General features: G+C 68.3%; 26 protein-coding genes. 13 read left to right on the top strand and 13 right to left on the bottom strand.

Translation table 11 applies throughout. The features are described from left to right. Nucleotide 1 precedes the first annotated feature (1 nt). From P6144_RS18500 to P6144_RS18490, 3 genes are read right to left on the bottom strand one after another with little or no spacing between them, the layout of a single operon-like run. Nucleotides 2-1276 carry an adenosylmethionine--8-amino-7-oxononanoate transaminase gene (locus tag P6144_RS18500; protein ID WP_277769289.1) on the bottom strand — a complete coding sequence of 425 codons (1275 nt, stop codon included), beginning with the start codon at nt 1274-1276 and terminating at the stop codon, nt 2-4. Continuing rightward, complete coding sequence (bioD, locus tag P6144_RS18495) at nt 1273-1878, bottom strand: dethiobiotin synthase (protein WP_277769288.1); 606 nt, start codon at nt 1876-1878, stop codon at nt 1273-1275. Before bioD ends, P6144_RS18500 begins: the two co-directional genes overlap by 4 nt. After that, a complete protein-coding gene (locus tag P6144_RS18490) occupies nt 1875-2990 on the bottom strand; it encodes an 8-amino-7-oxononanoate synthase (protein ID WP_277769371.1) in 1116 nt (371 codons plus the stop codon). The genes bioD and P6144_RS18490 overlap by 4 nt, the downstream gene beginning before the upstream one ends. Nucleotides 2991-3100: 110 nt before the next feature. Between P6144_RS18490 and P6144_RS18485 the strand changes: the two genes are divergently transcribed. The 9 genes from P6144_RS18485 (at nt 3101) to P6144_RS18445 (ending at nt 9589) form a co-directional block, all read left to right on the top strand. Beyond that, nucleotides 3101-3748 carry a hypothetical protein gene (locus P6144_RS18485; protein ID WP_277769287.1) on the top strand — a complete coding sequence of 216 codons (648 nt, stop codon included), beginning with the start codon at nt 3101-3103 and terminating at the stop codon, nt 3746-3748. 63 nt (nt 3749-3811) lie between these two features. Next, entirely contained in the window at nt 3812-4924 is a 1113-nt protein-coding gene (locus P6144_RS18480; protein WP_277769286.1) for an S-(hydroxymethyl)glutathione dehydrogenase/class III alcohol dehydrogenase, read from the top strand. A 10-nt stretch (nt 4925-4934) separates the two neighbouring features. Then, nucleotides 4935-5333, top strand: coding sequence for a VOC family protein (locus P6144_RS18475; RefSeq protein WP_277769285.1), 399 nt, complete (start codon nt 4935-4937; stop codon nt 5331-5333). Next, nucleotides 5330-6166 carry an S-formylglutathione hydrolase gene (gene fghA, locus P6144_RS18470; RefSeq protein WP_277769284.1) on the top strand — a complete coding sequence of 279 codons (837 nt, stop codon included), beginning with the start codon at nt 5330-5332 and terminating at the stop codon, nt 6164-6166. The genes P6144_RS18475 and fghA overlap by 4 nt, the downstream gene beginning before the upstream one ends. After that, nucleotides 6163-7386, top strand: a complete 1224-nt coding sequence (locus P6144_RS18465; RefSeq protein ID WP_277769283.1) for an FAD-dependent oxidoreductase — start codon at nt 6163-6165, stop codon at nt 7384-7386. The genes fghA and P6144_RS18465 overlap by 4 nt, the downstream gene beginning before the upstream one ends. Nucleotides 7387-7482: 96 nt before the next feature. Next, nucleotides 7483-7692, top strand: coding sequence for a helix-turn-helix transcriptional regulator (locus P6144_RS18460; protein ID WP_277769282.1), 210 nt, complete (start codon nt 7483-7485; stop codon nt 7690-7692). Next, on the top strand, nt 7685-8089 hold the full coding sequence (locus P6144_RS18455) for a hypothetical protein (protein WP_277769281.1): 405 nt from the start codon (nt 7685-7687) through the stop codon (nt 8087-8089). The genes P6144_RS18460 and P6144_RS18455 overlap by 8 nt, the downstream gene beginning before the upstream one ends. Before the next feature lie 26 nt (nt 8090-8115). Next, nucleotides 8116-9039, top strand: a complete 924-nt coding sequence (locus P6144_RS18450) for a TraB/GumN family protein (RefSeq protein ID WP_277769280.1) — start codon at nt 8116-8118, stop codon at nt 9037-9039. 70 nt (nt 9040-9109) lie between these two features. Continuing rightward, nucleotides 9110-9589, top strand: coding sequence for a DUF1440 domain-containing protein (locus tag P6144_RS18445; RefSeq protein ID WP_277769279.1), 480 nt, complete (start codon nt 9110-9112; stop codon nt 9587-9589). Between the two features lie 95 nt (nt 9590-9684). On the opposite strand, the gene P6144_RS18440 is transcribed toward P6144_RS18445, so the two are convergent. After that, nucleotides 9685-10449, bottom strand: coding sequence for an exonuclease domain-containing protein (locus P6144_RS18440; protein ID WP_277769278.1), 765 nt, complete (start codon nt 10447-10449; stop codon nt 9685-9687). A 173-nt stretch (nt 10450-10622) separates the two neighbouring features. Between P6144_RS18440 and P6144_RS18435 the strand changes: the two genes are divergently transcribed. Continuing rightward, nucleotides 10623-12002, top strand: a complete 1380-nt coding sequence (locus P6144_RS18435) for a hypothetical protein (protein WP_277769277.1) — start codon at nt 10623-10625, stop codon at nt 12000-12002. A gap of 53 nt (nt 12003-12055) precedes the next feature. On the opposite strand, the gene P6144_RS18430 is transcribed toward P6144_RS18435, so the two are convergent. From P6144_RS18430 to P6144_RS18420, 3 genes are all read right to left on the bottom strand, one after another. Beyond that, nucleotides 12056-13444: a phosphomannomutase/phosphoglucomutase gene (locus tag P6144_RS18430; protein WP_277769276.1), complete on the bottom strand. Its 1389-nt coding sequence runs from the start codon at nt 13442-13444 to the stop codon at nt 12056-12058. A gap of 108 nt (nt 13445-13552) precedes the next feature. Continuing rightward, nucleotides 13553-13804, bottom strand: a complete 252-nt coding sequence (locus P6144_RS18425) for a DnaJ domain-containing protein (RefSeq protein ID WP_347275829.1) — start codon at nt 13802-13804, stop codon at nt 13553-13555. Further along, nucleotides 13804-14598, bottom strand: coding sequence for a division plane positioning ATPase MipZ (locus P6144_RS18420; RefSeq protein WP_277769275.1), 795 nt, complete (start codon nt 14596-14598; stop codon nt 13804-13806). The genes P6144_RS18425 and P6144_RS18420 overlap by 1 nt, the downstream gene beginning before the upstream one ends. Before the next feature lie 81 nt (nt 14599-14679). Between P6144_RS18420 and panC the strand changes: the two genes are divergently transcribed. Together panC and P6144_RS18410 are read left to right on the top strand one after the other, a co-directional pair. Continuing rightward, nucleotides 14680-15525 carry a pantoate--beta-alanine ligase gene (gene panC / locus P6144_RS18415; protein WP_277769274.1) on the top strand — a complete coding sequence of 282 codons (846 nt, stop codon included), beginning with the start codon at nt 14680-14682 and terminating at the stop codon, nt 15523-15525. 106 nt (nt 15526-15631) lie between these two features. After that, entirely contained in the window at nt 15632-15928 is a 297-nt protein-coding gene (locus P6144_RS18410) for an SEL1-like repeat protein (RefSeq protein WP_277769273.1), read from the top strand. Between the two features lie 6 nt (nt 15929-15934). On the opposite strand, the gene P6144_RS18405 is transcribed toward P6144_RS18410, so the two are convergent. Both P6144_RS18405 and topA read right to left on the bottom strand, forming a co-directional pair. After that, nucleotides 15935-18064, bottom strand: a complete 2130-nt coding sequence (locus P6144_RS18405; RefSeq protein WP_277769272.1) for a copper-translocating P-type ATPase — start codon at nt 18062-18064, stop codon at nt 15935-15937. Between the two features lie 115 nt (nt 18065-18179). Next, a complete protein-coding gene (gene topA, locus P6144_RS18400) occupies nt 18180-20726 on the bottom strand; it encodes a type I DNA topoisomerase (protein WP_277769271.1) in 2547 nt (848 codons plus the stop codon). A 187-nt stretch (nt 20727-20913) separates the two neighbouring features. On the opposite strand from topA, the gene P6144_RS18395 reads away from it, so the two are divergent. Next, complete coding sequence (locus P6144_RS18395; RefSeq protein WP_277769270.1) at nt 20914-22401, top strand: DUF4403 family protein; 1488 nt, start codon at nt 20914-20916, stop codon at nt 22399-22401. Here the strand turns inward: P6144_RS18395 and yghU are convergent. The 4 genes from yghU to plsY all read right to left on the bottom strand — a co-directional run bounded on the left by yghU (nt 22398) and on the right by plsY (nt 25477). Beyond that, nucleotides 22398-23291: a glutathione-dependent disulfide-bond oxidoreductase gene (gene yghU, locus P6144_RS18390; protein WP_277769269.1), complete on the bottom strand. Its 894-nt coding sequence runs from the start codon at nt 23289-23291 to the stop codon at nt 22398-22400. The two genes, P6144_RS18395 and yghU, sit on opposite strands and share 4 nt — an antisense overlap. Before the next feature lie 77 nt (nt 23292-23368). Then, on the bottom strand, nt 23369-23809 hold the full coding sequence (locus P6144_RS18385) for a hypothetical protein (RefSeq protein ID WP_277769268.1): 441 nt from the start codon (nt 23807-23809) through the stop codon (nt 23369-23371). Further along, entirely contained in the window at nt 23806-24897 is a 1092-nt protein-coding gene (gene dprA, locus P6144_RS18380) for a DNA-processing protein DprA (protein ID WP_277769267.1), read from the bottom strand. Before dprA ends, P6144_RS18385 begins: the two co-directional genes overlap by 4 nt. After that, nucleotides 24890-25477, bottom strand: coding sequence for a glycerol-3-phosphate 1-O-acyltransferase PlsY (gene plsY / locus P6144_RS18375; RefSeq protein ID WP_277769369.1), 588 nt, complete (start codon nt 25475-25477; stop codon nt 24890-24892). Before plsY ends, dprA begins: the two co-directional genes overlap by 8 nt. Nucleotides 25478-25547: the final 70 nt, after the last annotated feature.

Here is a 25547-nt window from a genome sequence, read left to right as displayed (position 1 = left end):
CCTAAAGGGCGAACAAATCCCCCATCCGGGGTTCCCGCTCCAGAAATTCCGTCACTGCGCCATAGACCGCGCCCAGATCGGCATCGTCGATGCAAAAGGGCGGCATCACATAGACGGTGTTGCCCAGCGGGCGGAGCAGCACGCCGCGCTCCAGCGCGAAGGCACGTAGGCGCGGTCCTGCCGAATCGAGATAGGCCGATTCGCCCGCGCCGATCTCTGCGGCGACGATTGTCCCCAGCCGGCGCGGATTGCGGATCAGCGGGTGGGCGGCGAGCGTGTCGAGATGGTCCTGCTGGCGGTCGCCCAGATCGGCAATGCGCGCGCGCACCGGCTCATCGCGCCAGATCGCCAGGTTCGCATTGGCCGCGGCGCAGGCGATCGGATTGGCGGTGTAGCTCGACGAGTGGAAGAACATCCGCGCGCGATCCTGCGAGAGATGCGCCTCGAAGACCGGCGCCGTCGCCATCGTCACCGCCAGCGGGATCGCGCCGCCGGTCAGCCCCTTGGAGAGGCAGAGGATGTCGGGCACCACCCCGGCCTGCTCGCAGGCGAGGAGGGTACCGGTGCGTCCCCAGCCGGTCATCACTTCGTCGGCGATGAACAGCACGTCGTGCTTCGTGCAGATCCTGCGCATCTCGGCGAGCAGGCTGGCGGGATAGAATTTCATGCCGCCCGCGCCCAGCACCAGCGGCTCGACGAGCAGGGCGGCGGGCTTGTCGCGGCACTGCGCCTCGAGCGCGTCGAGCGTCGCCTGGCTCTGGCCGGGCTCGGGGAAGGGGATGGTCGCAACGTCGAACAGCAGCGGCTGATAGGGCCGGTTGAACACGCCGCGCGCGCCGACCGACATGCCGCCGATCGTATCGCCATGATAGCCATGCTCCATCACGACGATGCGGTGGCGGGGCTCGCCGCGATTGTCCCAGAAGCCCAGCGCCATCTTCAGCGCGACTTCGACGCTGGTCGAGCCGCTGTCCGAATAGAAGACGTGCTGCAGCGCCGGCGGCATGATCCGCACCAGCTCGCGCGCCAGTGCCTCGGCGGGTTCGTGCGTCCAGCCGGCGAAGATGATCTGGTCCATGTGCGCCGCCTGCTCGGCGATCGCCGCCTGGATGCGCGGATGGCAATGGCCGTGCGTCGTCACCCACCAGGACGAGATCGCATCGACGAAGCGCCGCCCGTCGCGCGTGTGCAGCGCGGCGCCTTCGGTGCGCACCACTTCGGGGATGGGCTCGCCCAGCCCGTGCTGGGTGAAGGGATGCCAGACGGGCGAAGTCATGCGCGGAAATCCGGAAAGGCGTGGGAGAAAGCGGCGGAAAGCGCGGCTTGGTCGAGCGTGGCGAGCATCGGCAGGCGGCCCAGCCGGCGCACACCGCCGATCGCGGCGATGGTCGCCTCGCTGTCCTCGTTCGCATCGCCGACGAACGCGACGCCCAGGATCGGCACGCCGCGCGCGCGCAGCGCCTCGATCGAGAGCAGGCTGTGGTTGATCGTGCCGAGCGCGGTGCGCGCCACCAGCACGGTGGGAAGCCCCCAGCGCGCGAACAGGTCGGCGTAGAGCAGCTCGCGCGTCACCGGCACCAGCACGCCGCCCGCGCCTTCGATCACCAGCGGATCCAGGTCGGGGGGCGTGAGCTGGTCGGGATCGATCGTCACGCCGTCGATCTCGGCCGCCAGGTGCGGCGAGCAGGGGGTGTTCAGCCGATAGGCCTCGGGCAGCACCGGCGCGCCCGAAAGCGCCGCGACCCGCTCGCCGTCGCTGCCGCCGTCGAGCCCGCTCTGGATCGGCTTCCAATAGGTCGCGCCCAGCGCCCCGGTGAGCCCGGCGGCGAACACCGTCTTGCCGATATCGGTATCGGTGCCGGTGACGACGATCCTCATGCCAGCTCCCCCAATGCCGCGGCGAGCGCGGCGACATCGTCCTCGCCCACGTTGAGCGTCAGCGAGATGCGCAGCCGCGCGGTGCCTGCCGGCACGGTCGGCGGGCGAATGCCGCGCACATCGAAGCCGCGCTCCTGCAGCGTCGCCGCCATCGCCATGGTCCGCGCGTCGTCGCCGATCACCAGCGGCAGGATCTGCGATCCGGTCGGCCGCACGCCTGCCGGGGCCAGCAGCGTTTCGGCGCGGGCGACCAGCGCGTCCAGCCGCTGCCGCCGCTCGGGCGCGGCGATCAGCTCGAGCGCGGCGCCCACCGCCGCCGCCATCAGCGGCGAGGGCGCGGTCGAGAAGATGAAGGCGCGCCCGCGATTGACCAGGAAGTCGCGCACCAGCGCGGGCCCGCACAGCAGCGCCCCCTCGCAGCCCAGCGCCTTGCCGCAGGTGTGCAGGGTGATCAGGTTCGCGCGACCCGCCAGCCCGGCCGCCAGCCCGCGCCCCTGCGCGCCGAACACGCCGGTGGCGTGCGCCTCGTCGACGATCAGGATCGCGTCGTGCCGGTCGGCCAGCGCGGCGAGGTCGGCGAGCGGCGCCTGGTCGCCGTCCATCGAATAGAGGCTCTCCACCGCGATCCACGCGCGCCCGGTGCCGCCCGCGCGCCGCCAGGCGGCGATGGCGTCCTCGAATGCGCTCACGTCGTTATGCGTCGCCATGCGCGCCTCGGCCCGGCTCAGCCGCATGCCTTCATGCACGCTGGCATGGATCAGCGCGTCATGGACGATCAGGTCGCCGCGCTGGGGCAGGGTGGCGAGCAGCGCGGCGTTGGCGGCATAGCCGGTCGAGAAATAGAGCGCGCTTTCGGCGCCGAAGAAGCGCGCGGCGTTTGCCTCCAGCGCCTCGTGCGCGGGATGGTTGCCGCGCAGCAGCCGCGATCCGCCCGATCCGATCGGCACGCCCGAAGCGATCGCGTCGCGCACCGCCGCCGCCAGCGCCGGATCGCCGGCCAGGGCCAGATAGTCGTTCGAGGCGAAATCGCGCCCGGCGCGGGGGCTCAGGGAGCGTGCGCGGGCGCGCTCGGCAAGCGCGTCCAGGTCGCGGCGCTGGTCTTCGAAATAAATCGTCACAGCGCGCCCATAGGCGCAACCGGCCCGATCGGCCAACGCCTGTGCGCTTGTCCCGGCATTCGCTTTAGTGTATTATTGAAATAATACACATTCGGAGGCATGCGATGCAGCGGCCCTTTATCGGCGATCATGGACGGCCTTTCGGCACGGTGGCGGCGCTGCTTTGCCTGGTGTTCACCGTCGCGCTGCTCGTGCTCGGCGACGTCGCGCACGACCTTGCCGGCGGATCGGAGCCCTTCGTCGCGATCGCCCGCGGCAATCTCGATGCCGCGCGCGCCTATTGGGGCCTGTTGCTCGCCGAGGAGATCGTCCGCTGCGTGTTCGCAGGCGCGCTGCTGCTCGCGATGCTCACGCTGGCCGGCCCGATCGGGCCGCGCAGCCCGGGGCGCACGCTCGCGCTGCTCGCCGGGATAGCCGGGCTGGCCTGCCTGGTGCTTGCCGCGCATTTCAGCATCGAGGCGGCGGCCTGGCTCGGCATGGGCCGCATCTCGCCGCGCGGCGACCTGGTCGCCACGCTGCTGATGCTCGGTCATGCCGGCGTGGCGCTGTGGGCGGCGCTCACCGTGCGCGAAGCGCGCGCCGCGGGCAGCCTGCCCCGCTGGGTGCAGGTCGCCGGCCTGGCCTTCGCCGCGCTCGTCCTCGTCTCGGGCGTCGTGCGCGGATTGGCCGAATTCGCCGGTTTCGCCGGCCTGCTGTGGTGGGGCGGCATCTTCCTCACGCTCTATCGCCCGCAGGATCGCGCGCTGCGCTGATGCCTTGATGCCTTGCAACGCGGCGGTGTTTCCCCGATCAGGCCGCCAGCAAGGAGTAAGCCCATGAAGACCCGCGCCGCCGTTGCCTTCGAAGCGAAGAAGCCGCTCGAGATCGTCGAGCTCGATCTCGAAGGCCCCAAGGCCGGCGAAGTGCTGGTCGAGATCATGGCCACGGGCATCTGCCACACCGATGCCTACACGCTCGACGGCTTCGATTCGGAAGGCATCTTCCCCAGCGTGCTCGGCCATGAAGGCGCCGGCGTGGTCCGCGAAGTCGGTGCGGGAGTCACCAGCGTGAAGCCGGGCGATCACGTGATCCCGCTCTACACGCCCGAATGCCGCCAGTGTAAGTCGTGCCTCTCAGGCAAGACCAACCTGTGCACCGCGATCCGCGCCACCCAGGGCAAGGGGCTGATGCCCGATGGCACCACGCGCTTCTCGTACAAGGGCCAGCCGATCTACCATTATATGGGCTGCTCGACCTTCTCGAACTTCACCGTGCTGCCCGAGATCGCCGTGGCGAAGATCCGCGAGGACGCGCCGTTCCAGAGCAGCTGCTATATCGGCTGCGGCGTCACCACCGGCGTCGGCGCGGTGATCAACACCGCCAAGGTCCAGGTCGGCGACAATGTCGTGGTGTTCGGCCTGGGCGGCATCGGCCTGAACGTGATCCAGGGCGCCCGGCTGGCCGGTGCCAACAGGATCATCGGCGTCGATATCAACCCGGATCGTGAGGAATGGGGCCGTCGCTTCGGCATGACCGAGTTCCTCAACTCCAAGGGCATGAGCCGCGAGGAGGTGGTCGCCGCGATCGTCGCGATGACCGACGGCGGGGCGGACTATACGTTCGATGCCACCGGCAACACCGAAGTGATGCGCATCGCGCTCGAGGCCTGCCATCGCGGCTGGGGCACCAGCATCATCATCGGCGTGGCCGAGGCGGGCAAGGAGATCGCGACGCGCCCGTTCCAGCTGGTCACCGGCCGCAACTGGCGCGGCACCGCGTTCGGCGGCGCCAAGGGCCGCACCGACGTGCCGAAGATCGTCGACATGTACATGACCGGCAAGATCGAGATCGATCCGATGATCACCCACGTCATGGGCCTGGAGGAGATCAACAAGGGTTTCGAGCTGATGCATGCCGGCGAGAGCATCCGCAGCGTCGTCGTTTACTGAGGAGAGCGCCATGTTCAGCCATGTGATGGTCGGCAGCAACGATATCGAGCGGTCCAAGGCGTTCTATGACGCGGTTCTGGGCACGCTCGGTGCAGGCGAGCCGTTCCGGCACGTCAATGCTACCGGCCAGACGCGGCTGTTCTATCGGCATGATGGCGGCAGTTTCGGCATCAGCGAGCCGATCGACGGTGCGCCGGCGACCTGCGCCAATGGCGCGACGATCGGCTTCAAGTGCGACTCCGCCGAGCAGGCGGCCGCGTTCCATGCCGCCGGCCTCGCCCATGGCGGCACTGCGATCGAGGATCCACCCGGCGTGCGCGAGGCCGGCTCGCTCGGCGCGATGTACCTCGCCTATCTGCGCGATCCGGACGGCAACAAGCTTTGCGCCATGTGGCGCGTGCCGGCATGATCGAGCAGCTTTCGGCCAACAAGTCGCATGGCGGCGTGCAGGGCGTCTATCGCCACGCCTCCACCGCGACCGGCACCGACATGACCTTCTCGGTCTTCGTGCCCGAGCATGAACCGGGCGCGACGCTGCCGGTGCTCTGGTATCTCTCGGGGCTCACCTGCACCCATGCCAACGTCACCGAGAAGGGCGAGTATCGCGCCGCCTGCGCCGAGCATGGCGTGATCTTCGTGGCGCCAGACACCTCGCCGCGCGGCGCGCAGGTGCCCGATGACGAGGCCTATGATTTCGGCCAGGGCGCCGGCTTCTATCTCGATGCGACGCAGGATCCCTGGTCCGCCCATTTCCGCATGCGGTCCTATATCGAGCAGGAATTGCCCGCCGTGATCGGCGCCGAATTCCCCGCCGACCTGGCGCGCCAGGGCATCACCGGCCATTCGATGGGCGGCCACGGCGCGCTTACCATCGGCCTGCGCAATCCGGCGCGGTTCCGCTCGGTCTCCGCCTTCTCGCCGATCGTTGCGCCCAGCCAGGTGCCCTGGGGGCAGAAGGCACTGGCGGGCTATCTCGGCCGCGACGAGGCCGCCTGGCGCGAATATGACGCCGTCGCGCTGATCGAGGACGGCGCGCGCCTGCCCGAAATCCTGGTCGATACCGGCACCAACGACCCCTTCCTCGAGAAGGAGCTGCGCCCCGATCTGCTCGCCACTGCCTGCGCGCAGGCCGGTATCGGCCTCACCCAGCGGCTCCAGCCGGGCTATGATCACAGCTATTATTTCGTCTCGACCTTCCTTGGCGCGCACATCGCCTGGCACGCGGAAAGGCTGAAGGCATGAGCCGCTACGACGTGCTGATCGTCGGCGCCGGCCATGGCGGCGCCCAGGCGGCGATCGCGCTGCGCCAGAACAAGTTCGAAGGGACGATCGCGCTGCTCGGCGACGAGCCCGAGCTGCCCTATGAGCGCCCGCCGCTCTCCAAGGAATATCTGTCGGGCGAGAAGGTGTTCGAGCGGCTGCTGATCCGCAATGCCGCCTTCTGGGAAGAGCGCCAGGTGACGATGCTGGCCGGCCGCACCGTCACTGCGGTCGATCCCGTCGCGCACAGCGTCACCGCCGATGGCGAGACGATCGGGTACGGCAAGCTGGTCTGGGCGACCGGCGGCAAGCCGCGCCGCCTGTCCTGCGAAGGCCATCACCTTGCCGGCATCCACACGGTGCGCACCCGCGCCGATGTCGACCAGATGATCGCCGAGCTGGACGGCGTCGCCCGCGTCGCCGTGGTCGGCGGCGGCTATATCGGGCTCGAGGCTGCCGCGGTGCTAGCCAAGCTCGGCAAGCAGGTGACCGTGCTCGAGGCGCAGGACCGCGTCCTCGCCCGCGTCGCCGGCGAGCCGCTGTCGCGCTTCTTCGAGGCCGAGCACCGCGCGCACGGCGTCGATGTCCGCCTCGGCGTCCAGGTCGAGGCGATTCTCGGCGAGACAAGGGTCACCGGCATCCGCCTGGCGGGCGGCGAGACCGTTCCTGCCGACATGGCGATCGTCGGCATCGGCATCGTCCCCGCGGTCGAGCCGCTGCTCGCCGCCGGCGCCGCGGGCGGCAATGGCGTGCTGGTCGACGACCAGTGCCGCACCAGCCTGGCGGACGTGTTCGCGATCGGCGACTGTGCGCTCCATTTGAACGGTTATGCCGCCGATGCCGCTATACGGCTCGAATCGGTCCAGAACGCCAACGACCAGGCCACCGTCGCGGCCAAGACGATCTGCGGCGTCGAGGCCGGCTATGACGCCGTCCCCTGGTTCTGGTCGAACCAGTACGACCTCAAGCTGCAGACCGTCGGCCTGTCCGCCGGGCACGATGCGGTGGTGGTGCGCGGCGATCCCACCACGCGCAGCTTCTCGCTGCTCTATCTGCGCGGTGGCCGGGTGATCGCGCTCGACTGCGTCAATGCGGTCAAGGACTATGTCCAGGGCCGCAAGCTGGTGGTGGAGGGGCTCGCGCTCGATCCCGCCGCGCTTGCCGACATCTCGGTGCCGCTCAAGGAACTCGCTGCCAGCTAGTCCTGACAATATGTCAGGTCTTGTTGACAATCTCGCGCGACTCGCTATGTAAGGTGTGCCTGACAGAAAGTCAGGTCATGGGGACATGCGAACACCGTGCGAAACCGCCTGAAAGTGCTGCGCGCCGAACGGGACTGGAGCCAGGCGGAGCTTGGCGGCCGGCTCGGCGTGTCGCGCCAGGCAGTGAATGCGATCGAGACGGGCAAGCACGATCCATCGCTGCCGCTCGCCTTCAAGGTCGCGCGCCTGTTCGCCATGCCCATCGAGGAGATATTTTCCGATGAGCCGGGAGGCGAGGATGACTGATCGTCCGGGCGAGCGCGCGGAGAAGTCGCGCAGCAACCGTTTCTGGGGCCTGATGGCCGGCTTCATGCTGCTCGGCGGCATGATCGGCGCGGCGCTGGTGGTGATGGAGAAGAGCGAGGGTGCGCTGCCCGCGGCGCTGGCGATCGGCATCGCGCTGGTGGTCACGACGGCGATCGGCGGTGGCACCTGGTATTTCCTGCGCAGCGTCGACGAGGTCGAGCGGCTCGACAATTATGTCGCCGGCACGGTCGCGCTCAATTTCTACCTGATCGTCTATGCCAATTGGTATTTCCTCTGGAAGGGCGCGGTGGTGCCCGAGCCCCGGCACGAGACGCTGTTCATCGCGACCATGATCGTCATGGCCGCAGCCTATTTCTGGAAGAAGCTCCGGCCGTGAAGGCCGTGCAAATGGAGTGTGTCCCGATGTTGAAGAAGAAGCTGCTCGCCGCGCTGGCGGGGTTCACTGCGCTCGCCGCGCTGCCGGCGGTCGCCTATGCCCAGGCCGCGCCCCAGGCGGCCCCGGCGCCCGCCGCCAAGGACGCCGATCCGGCGATCTGGGTGGTCAAGGATGCCGACACCACCATCTATCTGTTCGGCACCGTCCATGTGCTGAAGCCGGGCCTGAGCTGGTTCGACGAGGCAGTGAAGGCCGCGTTCGACAAGAGCGATACCGTGGTGCTCGAGATGATCGAGCCGGACACGGCGACGATGCAGGGCCTGATCATGAAGACGGCGGTCGCCCCCGCCACCGATCCCACGCTCACCGACAAGCTGCCCGCGGACAAGCGCGCGCCCTATGCCGCCGCGCTCGCCGATGTCGGCATTCCGGCCGCGGCGCTCGATCGGCTCGAGCCCTGGTTCGCGGCGATGACGCTCAGCATCGCGCCGCTCCAGAAGCTCGGCTATGATCCGAACAGCGGCGCCGAGCGCACGATCACCGAAGCCGCCAAGGCCGCGAACAAGGAAGTGATCGGGCTCGAGACCGCGGAGCAGCAGCTCGGCTATTTCGATGGCCTGCCCGCCGATCTCCAGATCAAGTTCCTGGTCAACACGATCGACGAGTACAAGAATGCCGGCCCGACGCTCGACAAGATGGTCGTGCAATGGGCGGCAGGCGACCCCGATGCGCTGGGTGCCACGCTCAACGAGGAAATGCGCAAGACGCCGGAACTGGCCAAGATCGTGCTTTCCGAGCGTAACGCCCGCTGGGCCGACTGGATCAGCGCGCGCTTGGCCAAGCCGGGCACCGTGTTCGTCGCGGTCGGCGCCGGCCATCTCGCCGGCAGCGACAGCGTCCAGGCCTATCTCGCCAAGCGCAATCTCAAGGCAGAGCGCATCCAATATTGATGCCCCGATATTGATGTGATGCCGCGGGCCGGGCAGGGAGGGGATCGCCCATCCCTGCCCGGAGACCGAAATGGCAAAGCCTCGTCCCTTTCTCGGCCTTCTTGCCGGCGTTGCCGCCGGGCTCGTCGCCTCGGCTGCGATGGCGGCGTTCCAGCACCAGGCGGGCAAGCTGCTGCCCGAGGACGGCAAGGACGAGGATCCCGCCACCGTGAAGGCCGCCGACAAGGCGAGCGAGGCGCTCACCGATGCGCCGGTGCCTGACGCATATCGCGAACAGGCAGGGCGGGCGGTCCACTACATCACCGGCGCTGTGCTCGGCGGCATCTACGGCGTGATCACCGAATATCAGCCCGAGGCGAGCACTGGCTTCGGCAGCGCCTATGGCATTGCCACCAGCGCGCTGCTCGATGAAGGCGCGGTGCCCGCCGCCGGCTTGGCGCCGGGGCCGGAGGATACGCCGCTTGCCCAGCATGCCTATGGCGCGGCCTCGCACCTGGTGTACGGCATCGTCCTCGAAGGGGTGCGCTGGCTGATCGCGGGGAAGCGCTAGGTTCAACCAGCCCTTGTTCCCCGGCGAACGCCGGGGCCCCTAGTTTCTCTGCTGCGTCGCGGATGGCCTTGGGTCCCGGCCTTCGCCGGGGAACCTTAGAACAAGCTGTTCTGTGCCGGCGAGGTGCGCCCGACCGGGCCGCCGCCGCGCCGCCGCGCGAACTCGGTCTGCGCGGTGAAGCGGATGTCCTCGTCGCGATCGTTCATGAAGGCGGCGAGCGCATCGTCGTCGACTTCGCTCCATTCCTTGCCGCGATCGGGGCCGAAGCGCACGCGCGGCAGCAGCCCCGGCTGCTTCGACCATTCGATCAGCTGCTCGACGCTCGCTTCGTTGAGCATGTCGCGCAGATGGTGCGCGGTCACATAGGCATCGGGAAAGGCGCGGTGCGCGGGCAGGCCGCGCTCGTGCACCAGTCCCGCGGGCTTGCGGAAATAGCGCAGGAACTGGTTCGAGAATCCGCCGCTGTCCGGCCACAGCCGCAGCGCGCATTTCCAGGTGCAGATCCAGTCGGCGCCGCGCGTGAGCGCCGGAGTGCAATATTGCTCTTCGAAGGTCGCGCGATGCGCGGCCAGCGCCAGTCGGCGCGGCCAGGGATCGAGGATCGGCCGGGCGACGTCGTGCCACCAGGGCGCATCGGCGACGTCCTCGTCGCGGATATGGTGGATGGCCATGGTCAGCGGCGGGATCGGCCGCCCGGGATTGACCAGCCGGTTGCCGCCCTCGCCGTACAGCTCCCAGCGCCCGTCCTTGCCCTGCGCCACGTCCTGCCAGCCGATCTCGCACACGGCATGCGCGGGCGGCTTGTCGCCCGTCGTCTCCAGATCGATGACTCGGATGATGGGCGGGGGGGATGACGCCATGGCCCCCAAATGGGGGCCAGAGGGCGGAAATGCGAGTCAAAAGTCTCTGCCGATATCCTGCCGGGTACCAGGCAAACGGAACGGGCGGGAATGCACCGGGCTGACGCCATCTCCGATGGTAAATTGGCGATAAGGCGATTTATACATGCACGAACATGCAAATGGGGGTGTGCATGACAACCGCAAAATGGCTTCGCAACTACGGCGTGCTCTCGGTTGCCGGGGTTGCGCTTGTGCTCGGCGCCTTCTCCAATTCGACGGCCTGGTCGCAGGAGGAGGAGCCGATCGCCTTTGTCGGGCATGGCGCCTTCTTCGATTCGAGTGGAAAGGAGATCGCGCCGACGCCGGAGTTCCTCGAGCGCGCCGAGCGCTGGTACGAGCGACGGATCATTCCGGCTGCCGAGAAGTCGGCGGAATTCGATGCGACTATGCGCAAGCTGACGCGCGGGCTCGAACTGAGCAGCTATGAGCGGCTCTTTGCCAAGCAGGCGGCGCTGAGCTGGATGGCGAACAACCTGCTGCCGGACCGTGTCGATGGCAGGACCCGCGGCAAGCTGCGCGCACTCGAATATCGCATGCGGCGCACGCTGGTCGGCAAGGGCATGAAGGCGCTGTTCAACACCAACAAGGAAGCGATCAGCACCGAATTGCTGCTGCGGGTGGATGCGTTGCCCGTCACGGACAAGGCGAAGACGTTCAAGAGTCTGGCGCTGGCGCCCGGTGATGCGGGCACGGTGAACGGCGGCAAGGCTTATGTCGACGAATGCGCGGCGGCCGGCGTGCCTATCCCGCCGCCGATCGGCCGGATGGAGTCGCCCGGGGTGCCGGGGTGGAAGTCACAGGGATTCATCGAGCCCGATCTCCAGTTCATCGAGAAGACGCCGGCCGAGTTGCGCAGCTTCGAGAACGCGCAGGGCATGTGCTATGCGCTGCCCCGCTATGCGGCCGACGTTCCGTCGCGCGTCGATCTCGATGGCGTGATCTGCTTCAGCAAGACCACCGCCAAGGCCTGCTTCTGGGACAATCAGATGGAAAAGGGCTCGTTCTCCTTCCAGAACGGCACGGTGATCCCGATAGGCTATCCGGATCGCTCGATAAATTCCGATGGCTGGTATCAGGCCGGCGGGGCGGATCTCATCGCCAGTGCCGGCGGCATTTGCACCGATTGCCATGTCGGCGACAATCCGTACATCGTCCACCCCAAGGCGGTGCTGCGTGCCGGCATGACCTGGGGCGCGGTGCAGAACAGTCTGCCCGCCTTTGCGCCTGGCCCCTATGTGCCGCTGGTCCTGGCGGATTGGCCCCAAAATGCGCCCGCCGCGCCGGAAGGCATGGTGCCCGCCAATTGTGCAAGCTGCCACAGCCCGGATGGCGAGGGGGGCAGGCTGCCCGCGCTTTCGCCGGCCTTTGCCAGATATTGCAATACGATATTGCGCCAGGCGCTGACGACGACCATGCCGCCGCGCACGCCGGGCAGCCAGCTCGGCAAGCCCGATGTGGAGGCCTATCTCGCACTCTGCCAGGCACCGGCATCGCCCCAGGGCGGCAGATAGCCATCGGCGCGTAGGGGAGGCTGCCTAGCGGAGCCTCCCTGTCCGCGCACGGCTCAGTGCGCTGCTTGTTCCCCGCGTACCAGCCCGCTCTTGGCGAGCTGGTCGTCGATCTGCGCGAGCAGCCGGTCGAGCCCGGCCTGGTCCTTGGCCTCGGCGCGGGCGACGAGCACGTCCTGCGTGTTCGAGGCGCGCAGCAGCCACCAGCCGTCGGGAGTGTTCACCCGCGCGCCGTCGGTGCGGTTGACGTCGGCGCCCTCGGCCTCGAGCCGGTCGAGCACTTCGTCGACCACCGCGAACTTGCGGCTCTCGTCCACCTGGAAGCGCATCTCGGGCGTGTTGACCAGCATGGGCATCGCGTCCTTCAGTTCGGTCAACGACTTGCCGATCACATGGATCGCCTGGATCAGCCGCACCGCGGCATATTGCGCGTCGTCGAAGCCGTAATAGTCCTGGGCGAAGAAGATATGGCCGCTCATCTCACCGGCGAGCGGCGCATGCGTTTCCTTCATCTTGGTCTTCACCAGGCTGTGCCCGGTCTTCCACATCAGCGGCTTGCCGCCCAGCTCGGCGACTCGGTCGAACAGCATCTGCGATGCCTTCACGTCGGCGATGATCGTAGCCCCCGGCTCCACGCGCAGCACAGGTTCAGCCAGAATGGACAGAAGCTGATCGCCCCAAACCACGCGGCCCAGCCCGTCGATCGCGCCCAGGCGGTCGCCGTCGCCGTCAAAGGCAAGTCCGAAATCGAGCTGCTTCTCCGCGACGAGCTTCTTCAGATCGGCGAGGTTCTTCTCCTCGGTAGGATCGGGATGATGATTGGGGAAGTGGCCGTCCACATCGGTGAACAACGTGTGGTGCTCACCAGGGAGCAGCTTCACCAGCTTCTCGATCACCGGGCCGGCGGCGCCATTGCCCGTATCCCATCCGACGCGATAGGCGCCGCCGGCAAATCCCGCGAACAGCCGGCTGACATAGAGGTCCTCGACATCGGCGTCGGTCACCGTCTCGCTGCCGTCGCCTTCGTCCCAGTCGCCTTCCGCCGCCATCTTGCCGAGCAGCTGGATCTTCTCGCCAAAGAAGCTGGTGTGCTGAAACACCATCTTGAAGCCGTTATAGTGGCCGGGGTTGTGGCTGCCGGTTATCTGGATGCCGCCATCCACCTCCAGCGTGGCCTCGGCGAAATATAGCATCGGCGTCGGGCCCATGCCGGTGCGCACCACCGAGCAGCCCGAAGCGGTGAGGCCCTCGATCAGCGCTTCTTCCAGCATCGGCGAGGAGAGACGGCCGTCGCGGCCCACGGCGACGCGGGTGCCGCCGGCGCGGCGCAGCAGCGTCGCGAAGCCGCGGCCGATCGCGCGCGCGTCGTCGGGGCCAAGGGTTTCTCCCACGATTCCGCGAATGTCGTACTCGCGCAGCGAGGTGGGGTCGAAACGGTGCGTCATGATGCCTCCCGGGGAAATGCTGCCCGCCTAATTCCCGAGCGCGGGCGAAAGTTCAATGCGATGGCGAAACGATGGTCGTGCGATCCGCACCCACCATCTGGACGCCGGTTATTTCAACAGCGTGTCGCGCGCCGCGTTGATCCGCCGGGTCAACTCGGCCGAGCCGCCCTTGTCGGGGTGTACGGCGGCGACGAGCCGGCGATGTGCCGCGCGCACCGTCTCGGCATCGGCCTGGGCATCGACGCCCAGGATCGCGCGGGCCTCGTCCTCGGGCATGCGCGGCCCCTTGGAACGCGGCTTCAGCACGAGCGAATAGAGCGCGTAGAGGATCGCCGCCGCGACAAGCAGCTTGAAGATCATCAGGCGAACAGCGGCATGGTGACTTCGGGGAGCGCCAGGCCGGCCATCATCTCGCGCAGCTCCTGCCGCGCGGCGACATGCGCCAGTCCCATCTCACCGAACTCGCGGCTGTCGAGCATGGTCAGCCCCTGCGGGAACAGCTCGCGATAGATCACGCGCTCGGACAGGCCCGAGATCACCCGGAAGCCGACGCGCTTGGAAAGCTGGTCGATCGCCTCCGACACGCGCTTCATGTTGCGCGCCTCGATGTGCTGCATGCGGTTGCGCAGCACCACCCAGTCGATCGTCTCGCCATCCGCCTTGGCGCGGCGCTTGCGCGATTCCCAGATCAGCTCGGAATAGAAGCTGGGGCGGACGACCTTGAACGTGTCCGGATCGACCTGGCCGATCAGGTCGAAGTCGACGAAGCTGTCGTTCATCGGCGTGACCAGCGTGTCGGCATTGGTGACGGCGATGCGCGCGAACTTGTCGTCGCGGCCCGGCGTGTCGATCACCAGGAAGTCGGCATCCTGGCCCAGCCGGTCGAGCGCCTCGGAGAAATAGGCCATGCTCTCGCCGTCATGCGTGTCATAGACCGGCATCGGCAGCTCGCGACCCATCCGCTTCATCGTCGCGGTGCGGTTGTCGAGATAGCGCCCCATCGTCCGCTGGCGATGGTCGAGATCGAAGCACGCGACGCGCGCCCCCTTGGAGGCGAGCGCGATCGCCGTGTGGACGGCGGTGGTGGACTTGCCCGTCCCGCCCTTCTCGTTCGCGAAAACCAGAACGTGCAGTCGCTTCGACCCTTCGCTCAACGTCCTAACATCCTTGTATTGATCGAACGGCCTGCCCCCCATAGAAGGCCGCGCTTCCCGTCTTATCGAAAGTGTTAACGCGTGCAAACAGTCCGTCAGCTCGAAGCGCTTCGCGAGGCGATTTCCGCCTGGCGCCAGGCCGGCGAGCGTATCGCCCTGGTTCCCACCATGGGGGCGCTGCATGACGGGCACATGGCGCTGGTCGAAGCGGCCAAGCGTTCGGCGCAGCGCGTGGTCGTCTCGATCTTCGTCAATCCGAAGCAGTTCGGCGCGAACGAGGACCTGGCGAAATATCCGCGCAAGGAGGCTGCGGATTCGCGCATGCTCGCCGGTGCCGGCGTGGACGTGCTGTGGATGCCGCCGGTCGAGGTGGTCTATCCCGAGGGTTTCGCCACCAATGTCTCGGTCTCGGGCGTGAGCGAGGTTCTGGAAGGCGCGCACCGCCCCGGCCATTTCGACGGCGTCGCCACCGTGGTCGCCAAGCTGTTCAACCAGGTTCAGCCGGACGTGGCGCTCTTCGGCGAGAAGGACTGGCAGCAGCTCGCGGTGATCCGCCGCATGACCACCGACCTGAACCTGCCGGTCGAGATCCAGTCGGTCCTCACCCAGCGCGACGACGACGGCCTCGCCCTCTCGTCGCGCAACGCCTATCTGATGCCCGAGGATCGCGCCAAGGCGGTCGCCCTGCCGCGCGCGCTCGGTGCCGCCGCCCGGGCCATCTCCGAAGGCGGCGAAGTCGAGGCGGCGCTCGCCCAGGCGCGCGACACGCTGACCGCTGCCGGCTTCGAGATCGACTATGTCGCGCTCGCCGATGCCGAGACGCTGGAAGCGGTCGCCGCGCTCGAACCCGGCCGGCCGCTCCGCCTGCTCGCCGCCGCGCGCATCGGCACGACCCGGCTGATCGATAACATCGCCGTACCCGAGTAAGTACGGACCTGAACATTTACGGTTAACGGCGTTAACCATTTGTTTCGAATTCAGGTGCCAAACCCCAAGCCACCACGAAAGGGTGTGGTTAACAGGGGTAAGCGACATGGGCAGCAGCCTGAAGAGTGCGCGTTTCCTTATCGAGAGCCGGCTGCGCGATGCGGCCCGCGGCGATGCCAACGCGTGTTACGATCTCGGCATGGTCTATTCGAGCGGCGCCGACGGCGTCGGCATCGATCTGATCGAGGCGCACAAATGGTTCAACATCGCCGCGGTGTCGGGGGACAGCCGTGCGCAGGAATGCCGCGCGGAAATCGCCGAGGACATGTCGGCACGCGAAATCATCGAGGCGCAGAAGGCCGCCCGTGCCTGGCTCCGCGGCTTCGAGGTGCGCGCAGCCTGACCGGGATCACAGCCGCGCGCCGCGCAGGCGCAGCGCGTTGCCGATCACCGATACCGAACTGACCGCCATTGCGGCACCGGCCAGGACAGGGCTGAGCAACAGGCCCGTCCACGGGTAGAGCAGGCCGGCCGCGATCGGCACCCCGGTCGCGTTGAACACGAACGAGAAGAACAGGTTCTCGCGGATATTGCGCATCACCGCGCGGCTCAGCCGCCGGGCGCGCACGATCCCCGCCAGATCGCCCTTCACCAGCGTCACCGCGGCGCTTTCCATCGCCACGTCGGTGCCCGTGCCCATCGCGATCCCCACGTCCGCCGCCGCCAGCGCGGGGGCGTCGTTGATCCCGTCTCCCGCCATCGCCACCCGCCGGCCCTGCGCCTTGAGCGCGGCCACCTGCGCCTGCTTGTCCGACGGCAGCACATTGGCATGCACCTGCGCGATCCCGCCGATCGCCCGCGCCACTGCCTCGGCGGTGCGCAGGTCGTCGCCGGTGAGCATCACCACTTCCACCCCGTCCGCGCGCAGCGCCGCGATCGCCTCGGCCGCATCGGGCTTCACCGGATCGGCGACTGCGACCAGCCCCGCCAGCGCGCCGTCCACCCCCGCGAACATCACGCCCTGGCCCTCGCCGCGCCGGGCATCGGCATCGGGCCGCAGCGGCGCCACGTCGATCCTCGCCTCGGCGAGCAGCGCGGCATTGCCGAGCAGCACGCGCCGCCCCGCCACCGTGCCCGAAACGCCCTTGCCGGTATGCGATTCGAAGCCTTCCGCTTCGGCTATCGCCACCCCGCGCGCCTCGGCACCCGCCACGATCGCCGCCGCGAGCGGATGCTCGCTGCCGCGCTCCAGGCTCGCCGCCAGCCCAAGCAACGCGTCCTCGCCGATCGCGCCGACCGCCTGCACGGCGACCAGTGCCGGCTTGCCCAGCGTCAGCGTGCCCGTCTTGTCGACCACCAACGTGTCGATCTTCTCCATCAGCTCGAGCGCTTCGGCATTGCGCACCAGCACGCCGGCGCGGGCGCCGCGGCCGGTGCCGGTCATGATCGACATCGGCGTCGCCAGTCCCAGCGCGCAGGGGCAGGCGATGATCAGCACCGATACCGCGGCGACCAGCCCGTGGCTCACCCCGGGCGCCGGCCCGAAGATCGACCAGCCGGCAAAGGCGGCGAGCGCGATCAGCATCACCACCGGCACGAACCAGCCCGAGACCTTGTCCGCCAGCGCCTGGATCGGCGCGCGCGAGCGCTGCGCCTCGGAAACCAGATGGACGATCTGCGCCAGCATCGTCTCCTGGCTCACCCGCTCGGCGCGCATCAACAGGCTGCCGGTGCCGTTCACCGTCGCGCCGATCAGCTTGGCGCCCGCAGCCTTTTCCACCGGCACCGGCTCGCCGCTGATCATCGATTCATCGACGGCGGAGCGCCCCTCCACCACCACGCCGTCCACCGGCACCTTCTCGCCCGGCCGCACCCGCAACAGGTCGCCGGGCTGGACCAGGTCGAGCGCAACATCCTCCTCGCCGCCGTCTGCGCGCACGATCCGCGCGGTGCGCGGCGCCAACCCCAGCAGCGCGCGGATCGCGCTGCCCGTCGCCGATCGCGCGCGTAGTTCCAGCACCTGGCCGAGCAGCACCAGCGCGACGATCCAGGCTGCCGCCTCGAAATAGACCGGCACCATCCCGTCCATCGTCCGCATCGCCGGCGGGAAGAGGTCCGGGAACAGCGTCGCCACCAGGCTGAAGCCATAGGCGGCGCCCACGCCCAGCGCGATCAGGGTGAACATGTTGAGGCTGCGATGCGCGATCGATGCTGCGCCGCGCGCAAAGAAGGGCCAGCCGCCCCACAACACTACCGGTGTGGCGAGCGCGAGCTGCACCCAGGGCGCGGCGTGCATCGGGAACAGATGCCAGCCGAACAGGTCCGCCCCCATCGACACGATCATCAGCGGCACGGCAAGCGCGGCGCTGAACCAGAAGCGCCGGGTCATCGCGGTCAGCTCGGGATTGGGCGCGTCGCCCTCGGCGGCCGGCTGCACCGGCTCGAGCGCCATGCCGCAGATCGGGCAGGCGCCCGGTCCGGGCCGGCGGATCTGCGGATGCATCGGGCAGGTCCACATGCCCGCTTGCTGGTCAGTCATGATGCCCACGCCCTCCCTCGGCACCACGCTATGCCGTGTCGGGGAGGGCGCGCAATTGCGCTGGCGCAAAGCGTCGTGACTCTTTGCGTCATCCCGGCTTTCGCCGGGATGACGGCTATTCCTTCGCCTTCTTGGCAGTGGCCTTCTTCGCCGCGGGCTTCTTCGCCGCGGGCTTCTTTGCCGCCGCCTTCTTCTTGCCCTTGCCCTTGGCCGGCCCCGCCGCCGCGCGCGCGTCGATCAGCTGGGCGGCTTCCTCGAGCGTCAGCTGGTCCTTGTCGATCGACTTGGGCAGCGTCGCGTTGGTCTCGCCGTCGGTGACATAGGCGCCGTAGCGGCCGTCCATCAGCTTGATCTCGGCCTCGGTGCGCGGATGCTTGCCGAGGATTTTCAACGGCTCGCGGCTGGCGCCGCGCGCCGGCCGCCCGGCATTGTTCGCCGCCTCGGCCAGCTTGACCACTGCGGCGTTCATGCCGGTCTCGAACACTTCCATGGTCGATCCCAGCCGCGCGTATTTGCCGTCATGCGCCAGATAGGGGCCATAGCGCCCGATCGAGGCAGTGATCGGCTTGCCGGTCTCGGGATGGTCGCCGATCACGCGCGGCAGCTTGAGCAGCTTGAGCGCCAGCTCGAGATCGAGCTCGACGTCCTTGGGGATCGACGCGCGCGCCGCTTCCTTGCCCTCGCCAAGCTGGATGTACGGGCCGAAGCGGCCCGACTTGCGCTCGACGTTGAGCCCGGTGTCCGGATCCTGGCCCAGCACCTCGGGCCCGCTGTCCGCGCCTTCCTCTCCGCCCGGCTGGGCGAAGCGGCGGGTATATTTGCACTCGGGATAGTTGGAGCAGGCGATGAACGCGCCGAAGCGGCCGCCGCGCAGCGCCAGCCGGCCGTTGCCGCAATTCGGGCACAGCCGCGGATCGCTGCCGTCCGCCTTTTCGGGAAACAGATAGGGCGCCAGGAACTCGTCGAGCGCCGCGGTGATGTCCGACGGCTTCTGCTCCATCACGTCTGCTGTTCTGGGCTTGAAGTCCTTCCAGAACGCCTCGAGCACGGCCTGCCACTGGGCGCGGCCGCCCGAGACGTCGTCCAGCTCCTCTTCCAGCTCGGCGGTGAAGTCGTAGCTGACATATTTCTGGAAGAAGCGCTCGAGGAACGCGGTCAGCAGCCGGCCGCTCTCCTCGGCGAAGAAGCGGTTCTTCTCGACGCGGACATATGCGCGGTCCTTGAGCACCTGGATGATCGAGGCATAGGTCGACGGACGACCGATCCCCAGCTCCTCCAGCCGCTTGACCAGCGAGGCTTCGGAGAAGCGTGGCGGCGGCTGGGTGAAGTGCTGCTCGGCGTTGACGCCCTTCTTGGCGGGAGTCGCGCCTTCGCTCATCCGCGGCAGGCGGCGCGAATCTTCGTCCTCGCTGTCGTCGCGGCCTTCCTCGTAGAGCGCGAGATAGCCGGGGAAGAGCACCACCTGGCCGGTGGCGCGCAGCCCGTGCTGGCCGGTCGCCTCTTCCAGGTCGATCGTGGTGCGCTCCATCCGCGCCGACGCCATCTGGCTGGCCAGCGCGCGCTTCCAGATCAGCTCGTAGAGCCGGCCATGGTCGCCCGAACCGGCGCGGTCCTTGCTGAAGTCGGTCGGGCGGATCGCCTCGTGCGCTTCCTGGGCGTTCTTCGCCTTGGTGGTATAGACGCGCGGCTTGTCGGGCACGTACGAGCCGTCATAGCGCGTCGCCACCGCCTTGCGGGCTTCCTGGATCGCGCCGGGATCCATCTGCACGCCGTCGGTACGCATATAGGTGATCGCGCCGTCCTCGTAGAGGCCCTGTGCGATCCGCATCGTGTGGCTGGCCGAGAAGCCCAGCTTGCGCGCGGCCTCCTGCTGCAGCGTCGAAGTGGTGAAGGGCGGCGGCGGGTTGCGCATCGCCGGCTTGGTCTCGACCGAGACCACGGTGAAGCGGCCTTCCTCGACGGCCTTCTTGGCGGCATCGGCAGTCTTGCCGTCGCCGATCGACAGCCGGTCGAGCTTGTCGCCCTTGTACTTGACCAGCCGCGCCTGGAACGGCGTGCCGTCCTGCTCCATGTCGGCGGTGACCGACCAATATTCCTGCGGGCGGAAGCCTTCGATCTCGCGCTCGCGCTCGACGATCAGTCGCAGCGCGACCGACTGGACGCGGCCCGCCGACTTGGCGCCGGGCAGCTTGCGCCACAGCACTGGCGACAGCGTGAAGCCCACCAGATAGTCGAGCGCGCGGCGCGCCCGGTATGCGTCGATCAGGTCGGTGTCGAGCTCGCGCGGATGCTCCATCGCGGTCAGGATCGCCGGCTTGGTGATCGCGTTGAAGGTGACGCGCTCGACTTCCTTGGGCAGCGCCTTCTTGTTCTTGAGCACTTCCTGCACGTGCCAGGAAATCGCCTCGCCCTCGCGATCAGGGTCGGTCGCCAGGATCAGTCGGTCGGCCTTCTTCGCCTCGTCGGCGATCGCCTTCAGCTGCTTCGACTTGTCGGCATAGGCTTCCCATTCCATCGCGAAGCCCTGGTCGGGATCGACCGAGCCGTCGCGCGCCGGCAGGTCGCGGACATGGCCGTAGGAGGCGAGGACGCGGTAGTCCTTGCCGAGATATTTCTCGATGGTCTTCGCCTTGGCGGGCGATTCTACGATGACGAGCTGCATGGGGGGTAAGCGGTCCTCACGTGTACGCGTGTAAGGTGGGGAGGGGCGATAGGGGCCGTCAACCCGGTTGATCTGGAACTTGCTGACGGTTCGCGGGTATCACTTCGCCAGCGCCAAGGGGAGCAGAAGATTGCCCGAGGAAACGATATCCCAGGAGACTCCGCCGCGGCCCCGCCGCCGGCATCGCGTGTTGTGGGTCGTCGGGATCATCCTCGCGATCCTGCTGGCGGGCATCGCGGCGGGCCTCCTCTGGCTCCGCGCGCAGATCGACGGCAAGGCAGAGGCGCCGCCGCGCGCCAGTGATGCGATCGATGTGCCGCAACAGGTCTCGGCGATCGACGTGCCGCTCGACGTCCAGGTCTCGGTGCTCAGCCGCGCGCTCGAACAGGCCGTGCCGCGCACGCTCTGGTCGATCAACCAGCAGATCGACAAATGCGTCCCCGCCCAGCGCCTGAAGCTGTTCAAGGCCAGGCTCAAGGTCACCCCCGATCTCGGCTGCACGGTGGTCGGCACCGTCACCCGCTGGGGCATCCGCCTGCACGGCCAGGGCGACGAGATCGTCGCCGACGTGCCGATCCGCGCCAATATCGCCGCGCGCCATGTCGGCGGCTTTTTGAAGGGCGAGACCGCCACCGGCTCGGCGATGGTCCAGGCGCGCATCCGGCTGACGATGACCGAGGGCTGGCAGCCCCGCGCCACCGTGCGCCTCGCCTATAGCTGGACGACGGCGCCGGGGATCGATTTCCTCGGCAAGCGCATCACCTTCACCGACAAGGCCGACGAGAAGCTCAGGCCTGTCGTCCGCGATCTCGAGCGCAAGCTCCCGCAGGAGATCGCCAAGCTCAACATGCGTGCCCGCGTCGCCGATGCCTGGCGGCAGAGTTTCACCTCGCTCCAGCTCAACGAGGAGAATCCGCCGGTCTGGATGCGGATCACCCCGCAGAAGCTCAGCTATGGCGGCTATCGCCTGTCGGGCAATCGCCTGCGCCTCAGCCTCGGCCTGTCGGCATTGACCGAGACCTTTGTCGGCCCGCGGCCTGAAGACCCCAAGCCGACGCCGCTGCCGCCGCTCGGCCGGGACGCCGCCGGCTCGAAGCTCGAATTCTTCATCCCGGTCATCGCCGACTACGCCCAGCTCGAGCCGGTGCTGCAAAAGGCGCTCGACAAGCGTGCCCGGCGCCCGTTCGAGCTGCCCGGCGTCGGCCCGGTGCTCGCGCATTTCGAGAACGTCACCGGCTATGGCACCGTCGGCGGCCGGATCGCGGTGGGCATGACGATATCGGCCCGCCCGCAGAGCGGCGGCGCCGAGACGCACGGGCTGGTCTGGCTCACCGCGCGGCCGGTCAACCAGCCCGGCTCGCAAAAGGTCGCCTTCGCCGATCTCGCCGTCTCGGGCCAGACCGACGGGATCGGCGGCGACCTGCTCGTCAAGCTGGTCCAGAGCCCCGCCATATCCGAGACGCTGGCCGAATCGCTGACGCAGAATTTCGCGAAGGATTTCGACAAGCTGCTCGGCAAGGTCCGGCGCGCCATCGTCAGCAAGCGCGCTGGCGATTTCGTCATCCGTGCCGACATCACCGATGTCCGCAACGGCGCGCTGAAGGCAGCCGGGCAGGGAGTCTATCTGCCCGTCTGGGCCAGCGGCACCGCGCGGGTGGAGTATGTCGGGCGCTAGGCGAGCATCTTCGCCCGAACGACGTCGATGTCCGCCGCCGAATGCCGCTCGGGCACGCGCTGGTCTTCGGGGCCCGAACCGCGATTGACCAGCCGCCCGCGCTGCACCGCCTCGCGCTCGCCCACTTCGGCGGCCCAGCGGTTGAAATGTTCATATTCGCCGACGTTCAGGAACTCGGCCGCGCCGGCATAGGCGTCGCCGCGCGCAACGCCGCCATACCAGGGCCAGATCGCCATGTCGGCGATCGTGTAGTCGTCGCCCGCCATGTAGCGGTTCTTCGCCAAATGCGTGTCGAGCACGTGCAGCTGGCGCTTCACTTCCATCGCATAGCGGTTGATCGCATATTCGATCTTGAACGGCGCGTACGCGAAGAAGTGTCCGAATCCCCCCCCCAGAAACGGCGCCGACCCCATCTGCCACATCAGCCAGCTCATCGTCCGCGCCCGCGCCGCCGGCTCGGTCGGCAGGAAGGCGCCGAACTTCTCGGCGAGATAGACCAGGATCGCGCCGCTCTCGAACACCGGCACGTTGGGCGACACCGAATGGTCGACCATCGCCGGGATCTTCGAGTTGGGGTTGATCTCGACGAACCCGCTGCCGAACTGCGCGCCTTCGCCGATATTGATCTTCCATGCGTCATATTCGGCGCCCGCATGGCCGGCGGCGAGCAGCTCCTCGAGCATGATCGTCACCTTCTGGCCGTTGGGCGTGCCGAGCGAATAAAGCTGGATCGGATGCTCGCCCACCGGCAGCGCGGCCTCATGCGTCGCGCCCGAGACCGGCCGGTTGATGTTGGCGAAGGCGCCGCCATTGCCCTGTTCCCACACCCAGACCTTGGGAGGCACATAGCCGGCGGGCTGGTTGTTCGCGGGATCGGGGGCGTCGGCCATGTTCGGGCTCCTTGGGGAGGGGATATGGCGGGCATGTAGGAACGGGGGCGAAACTTGCTAGGGGGCCCCGGGAGCGATCAGAAGGGGATCACGATGCCCGCCGCGTTCAGCGCATGGACCAGCGCCGGGCCAATCGCGAAGAGGAGGATCGGCGCCGCCACCGCGCCTGCCCGGCGGCCGACGCGATGCAGCCCGCGCGGATCGTCGTGGTCCCAGCGTACCTTGCCGCCCCGGCGGTGGAGATTCTGCTTCGGCGAGAGCATGATCCCGATCAGCGCGAGCGGGATGGAAGTCATGAAGAGCAGGGCGCTGGTCGTACTTTGAAAGGCGGAATAATAACGGAGCAGCCCGTGCTCCCGGTGCGGAACGACAAGTCCACGCACGGGGTCGGCCAGGCTGGGTGCGGTACTCGACCACCAGATTTCGAGGCCGAACGCACAGAAAAAGGCGATGACGCCGTAAATAAAGAGAAAGCCGCCTGCCAGATTGAGCCAGTCGTTCCGGTTGATGTGCCTCATCTTCCGCTCCCGGCCAGACTCACCCGCCCGCCGGCATGCCGCTCCAGCCGCCCGGCCAGCTCCAGCTCGAGCAGCACCGTCTGCACCACCGCCGGTGCCAGCCCGGACTGGCGGATCAGCTCGTCCACGCTCACTGCCACCGGGCCGAGCAGCCCGGTCACCAGCCGCCGGTCGCCGTCGCTCGCATCCTCGGGCGGCGGGCCCTGCCAGCCGCTCGCCGGCGCGCGCACCGATCGCGGGTCGATCGGCCGGATCATCTCCAGCACGTCGTCCACCCCCTGCACCAGCGTCGCGCCTTCGCGGATCAGCAGGTTGCAGCCCTGCGCGCGCGGGTCGAGCGGCGATCCCGGCACCGCCATCACGTCGCGCCCGGCCTCGGCGGCGATGCGCGCGGTGATCAGCGAGCCCGATCGCGGCGCCGCCTCGACCACCACCGTGCCGAGCGCCAGCCCGGCGATGATCCGGTTGCGCGACGGGAAGAAGCGCGCCAGCGGCTCGGTGCCCGGCGGCTGCTCGGCGAGCAGCAGCCCTTCGCGTGCCACCCGCTCCTGCAGCTCGGCATTCTCCGGCGGGAAGGCGATGTCGATCCCGCTGGCGATCACCCCCACCGTGCCGCTGCCGATCGATCCGATATGCGCCGCGGTGTCGATCCCGCGTGCCAGCCCGGAGACCACGGTCACGCCTGCCTCGCCCAGTCCCAGCGCGATCTGCCGGGCGAAGCGGCACGCCGCTGCCGATGCGTTGCGCGCGCCGACGATCGCCACGCTCGTGCGATCGAGCAAGTCCAGCCGCCCGCGCAGGATCAGCGCTGGTGGCGCGCTTTCGAGCTCCGCGAGCAGGGGCGGATAGTCCGCATCCTCGAGGAACAGGTAGCGCGCGCCCAGCTTCTCCACCGCGGCGATCTCGCGGCGCACCGCGCCTGGATCGGCGATCACCGGTGCCCGCCCGCCGCCACGCGCCGCGAGCATGGGAAGCGCATCGAGCGCCGCCTCGGCGCTGCCGAAGCGGGCGATCAATTGGCGATAGGTGACGGGGCCGATATTGGCGGAGCGCAGCAGCCTTAGCCGTGCCTCGCGCGTGTCAGGCACTCTTCTTCCCGCCGATGCGGGGCTCGGTGCCGTTCAGCAGCCGGTCGATATTGGCGCGGTGCTTCCACAGCACGATCATCGCGAGCGCGAGCAGCATCAGCACCAGGTCGATCCGTCCGAAGAATGCGGCGCTCACCGGCGCGCTGATCGCCGCGCTCATGCCGGCGAGCGAGGAGATGCGCAGCAGCGCCAGCAGCCCGAGCCAGACGACCGCGAAGACGATGCCGGAGGGCCAGTGCAGCGCCAGCACCACGCCCATCATCGTCGCCACGCCCTTGCCGCCGTTGAAGCGCAGCCACACCGGGTAGCAATGGCCGATGAACGCTGCCAGGCCGCCCAGCACGCCGCCGCCGGGCACGATCGCGCCGGCGATCAGCACCGCCGCCGCGCCCTTGGCCAGGTCGAGCAGCAGCGTCGCCGCGGCCAGCCCCTTGCGCCCGGTGCGCAGCACGTTGGTCGCGCCGATATTGCCCGAACCGATCTGGCGCAGGTCGCCGGCGCCGAAATAGCGGGTCAGCAGCAGGCCGAAGGGAATCGAGCCCAGCAGATAGCCGAGCAGCAGCACTGCAACCGGACCGATGATCGTGTCGACGCTCAAGAAATCAGCTCCCCCTATGCCGCGCCAACATAGTGGCTGGCGGCAGGGGTGC

The sequence above is a fragment of the Sphingomonas sp. HITSZ_GF genome (assembly GCF_029543155.1).
Taxonomy (GTDB): Bacteria; Pseudomonadota; Alphaproteobacteria; order Sphingomonadales; family Sphingomonadaceae; genus Sphingomonas.
This window is presented reverse-complemented; position numbering and strand designations above follow the sequence as displayed.

Bases quoted from the DNA above. Each gene is read 5' to 3' on its own strand.
- P6144_RS18465 (WP_277769283.1), top strand. From the start codon at position 6,163: ATGAGCCGCTACGACGTGCTGATCGTCGGCGCCGGCCATGGCGGCGCC.
- P6144_RS18480 (WP_277769286.1), top strand. From the start codon at position 3,812: ATGAAGACCCGCGCCGCCGTTGCCTTCGAAGCGAAGAAGCCGCTCGAG.
- P6144_RS18475 (WP_277769285.1), top strand. From the start codon at position 4,935: ATGTTCAGCCATGTGATGGTCGGCAGCAACGATATCGAGCGGTCCAAG.
- fghA (WP_277769284.1), top strand. From the start codon at position 5,330: ATGATCGAGCAGCTTTCGGCCAACAAGTCGCATGGCGGCGTGCAGGGC.
- P6144_RS18445 (WP_277769279.1), top strand. From the start codon at position 9,110: ATGGCAAAGCCTCGTCCCTTTCTCGGCCTTCTTGCCGGCGTTGCCGCC.
- P6144_RS18500 (WP_277769289.1), bottom strand. From the start codon at position 1,276: ATGACTTCGCCCGTCTGGCATCCCTTCACCCAGCACGGGCTGGGCGAG.
- P6144_RS18410 (WP_277769273.1), top strand. From the start codon at position 15,632: ATGGGCAGCAGCCTGAAGAGTGCGCGTTTCCTTATCGAGAGCCGGCTG.
- P6144_RS18435 (WP_277769277.1), top strand. From the start codon at position 10,623: ATGACAACCGCAAAATGGCTTCGCAACTACGGCGTGCTCTCGGTTGCC.
- yghU (WP_277769269.1), bottom strand. From the start codon at position 23,291: ATGGCCGACGCCCCCGATCCCGCGAACAACCAGCCCGCCGGCTATGTG.
- P6144_RS18440 (WP_277769278.1), bottom strand. From the start codon at position 10,449: ATGGCGTCATCCCCCCCGCCCATCATCCGAGTCATCGATCTGGAGACG.
- P6144_RS18425 (WP_347275829.1), bottom strand. From the start codon at position 13,804: ATGATCTTCAAGCTGCTTGTCGCGGCGGCGATCCTCTACGCGCTCTAT.
- P6144_RS18450 (WP_277769280.1), top strand. From the start codon at position 8,116: ATGTTGAAGAAGAAGCTGCTCGCCGCGCTGGCGGGGTTCACTGCGCTC.
- topA (WP_277769271.1), bottom strand. From the start codon at position 20,726: ATGCAGCTCGTCATCGTAGAATCGCCCGCCAAGGCGAAGACCATCGAG.
- P6144_RS18485 (WP_277769287.1), top strand. From the start codon at position 3,101: ATGCAGCGGCCCTTTATCGGCGATCATGGACGGCCTTTCGGCACGGTG.
- P6144_RS18405 (WP_277769272.1), bottom strand. From the start codon at position 18,064: ATGACTGACCAGCAAGCGGGCATGTGGACCTGCCCGATGCATCCGCAG.
- bioD (WP_277769288.1), bottom strand. From the start codon at position 1,878: ATGAGGATCGTCGTCACCGGCACCGATACCGATATCGGCAAGACGGTG.
- P6144_RS18455 (WP_277769281.1), top strand. From the start codon at position 7,685: ATGACTGATCGTCCGGGCGAGCGCGCGGAGAAGTCGCGCAGCAACCGT.
- P6144_RS18430 (WP_277769276.1), bottom strand. From the start codon at position 13,444: ATGACGCACCGTTTCGACCCCACCTCGCTGCGCGAGTACGACATTCGC.
- P6144_RS18385 (WP_277769268.1), bottom strand. From the start codon at position 23,809: ATGAGGCACATCAACCGGAACGACTGGCTCAATCTGGCAGGCGGCTTT.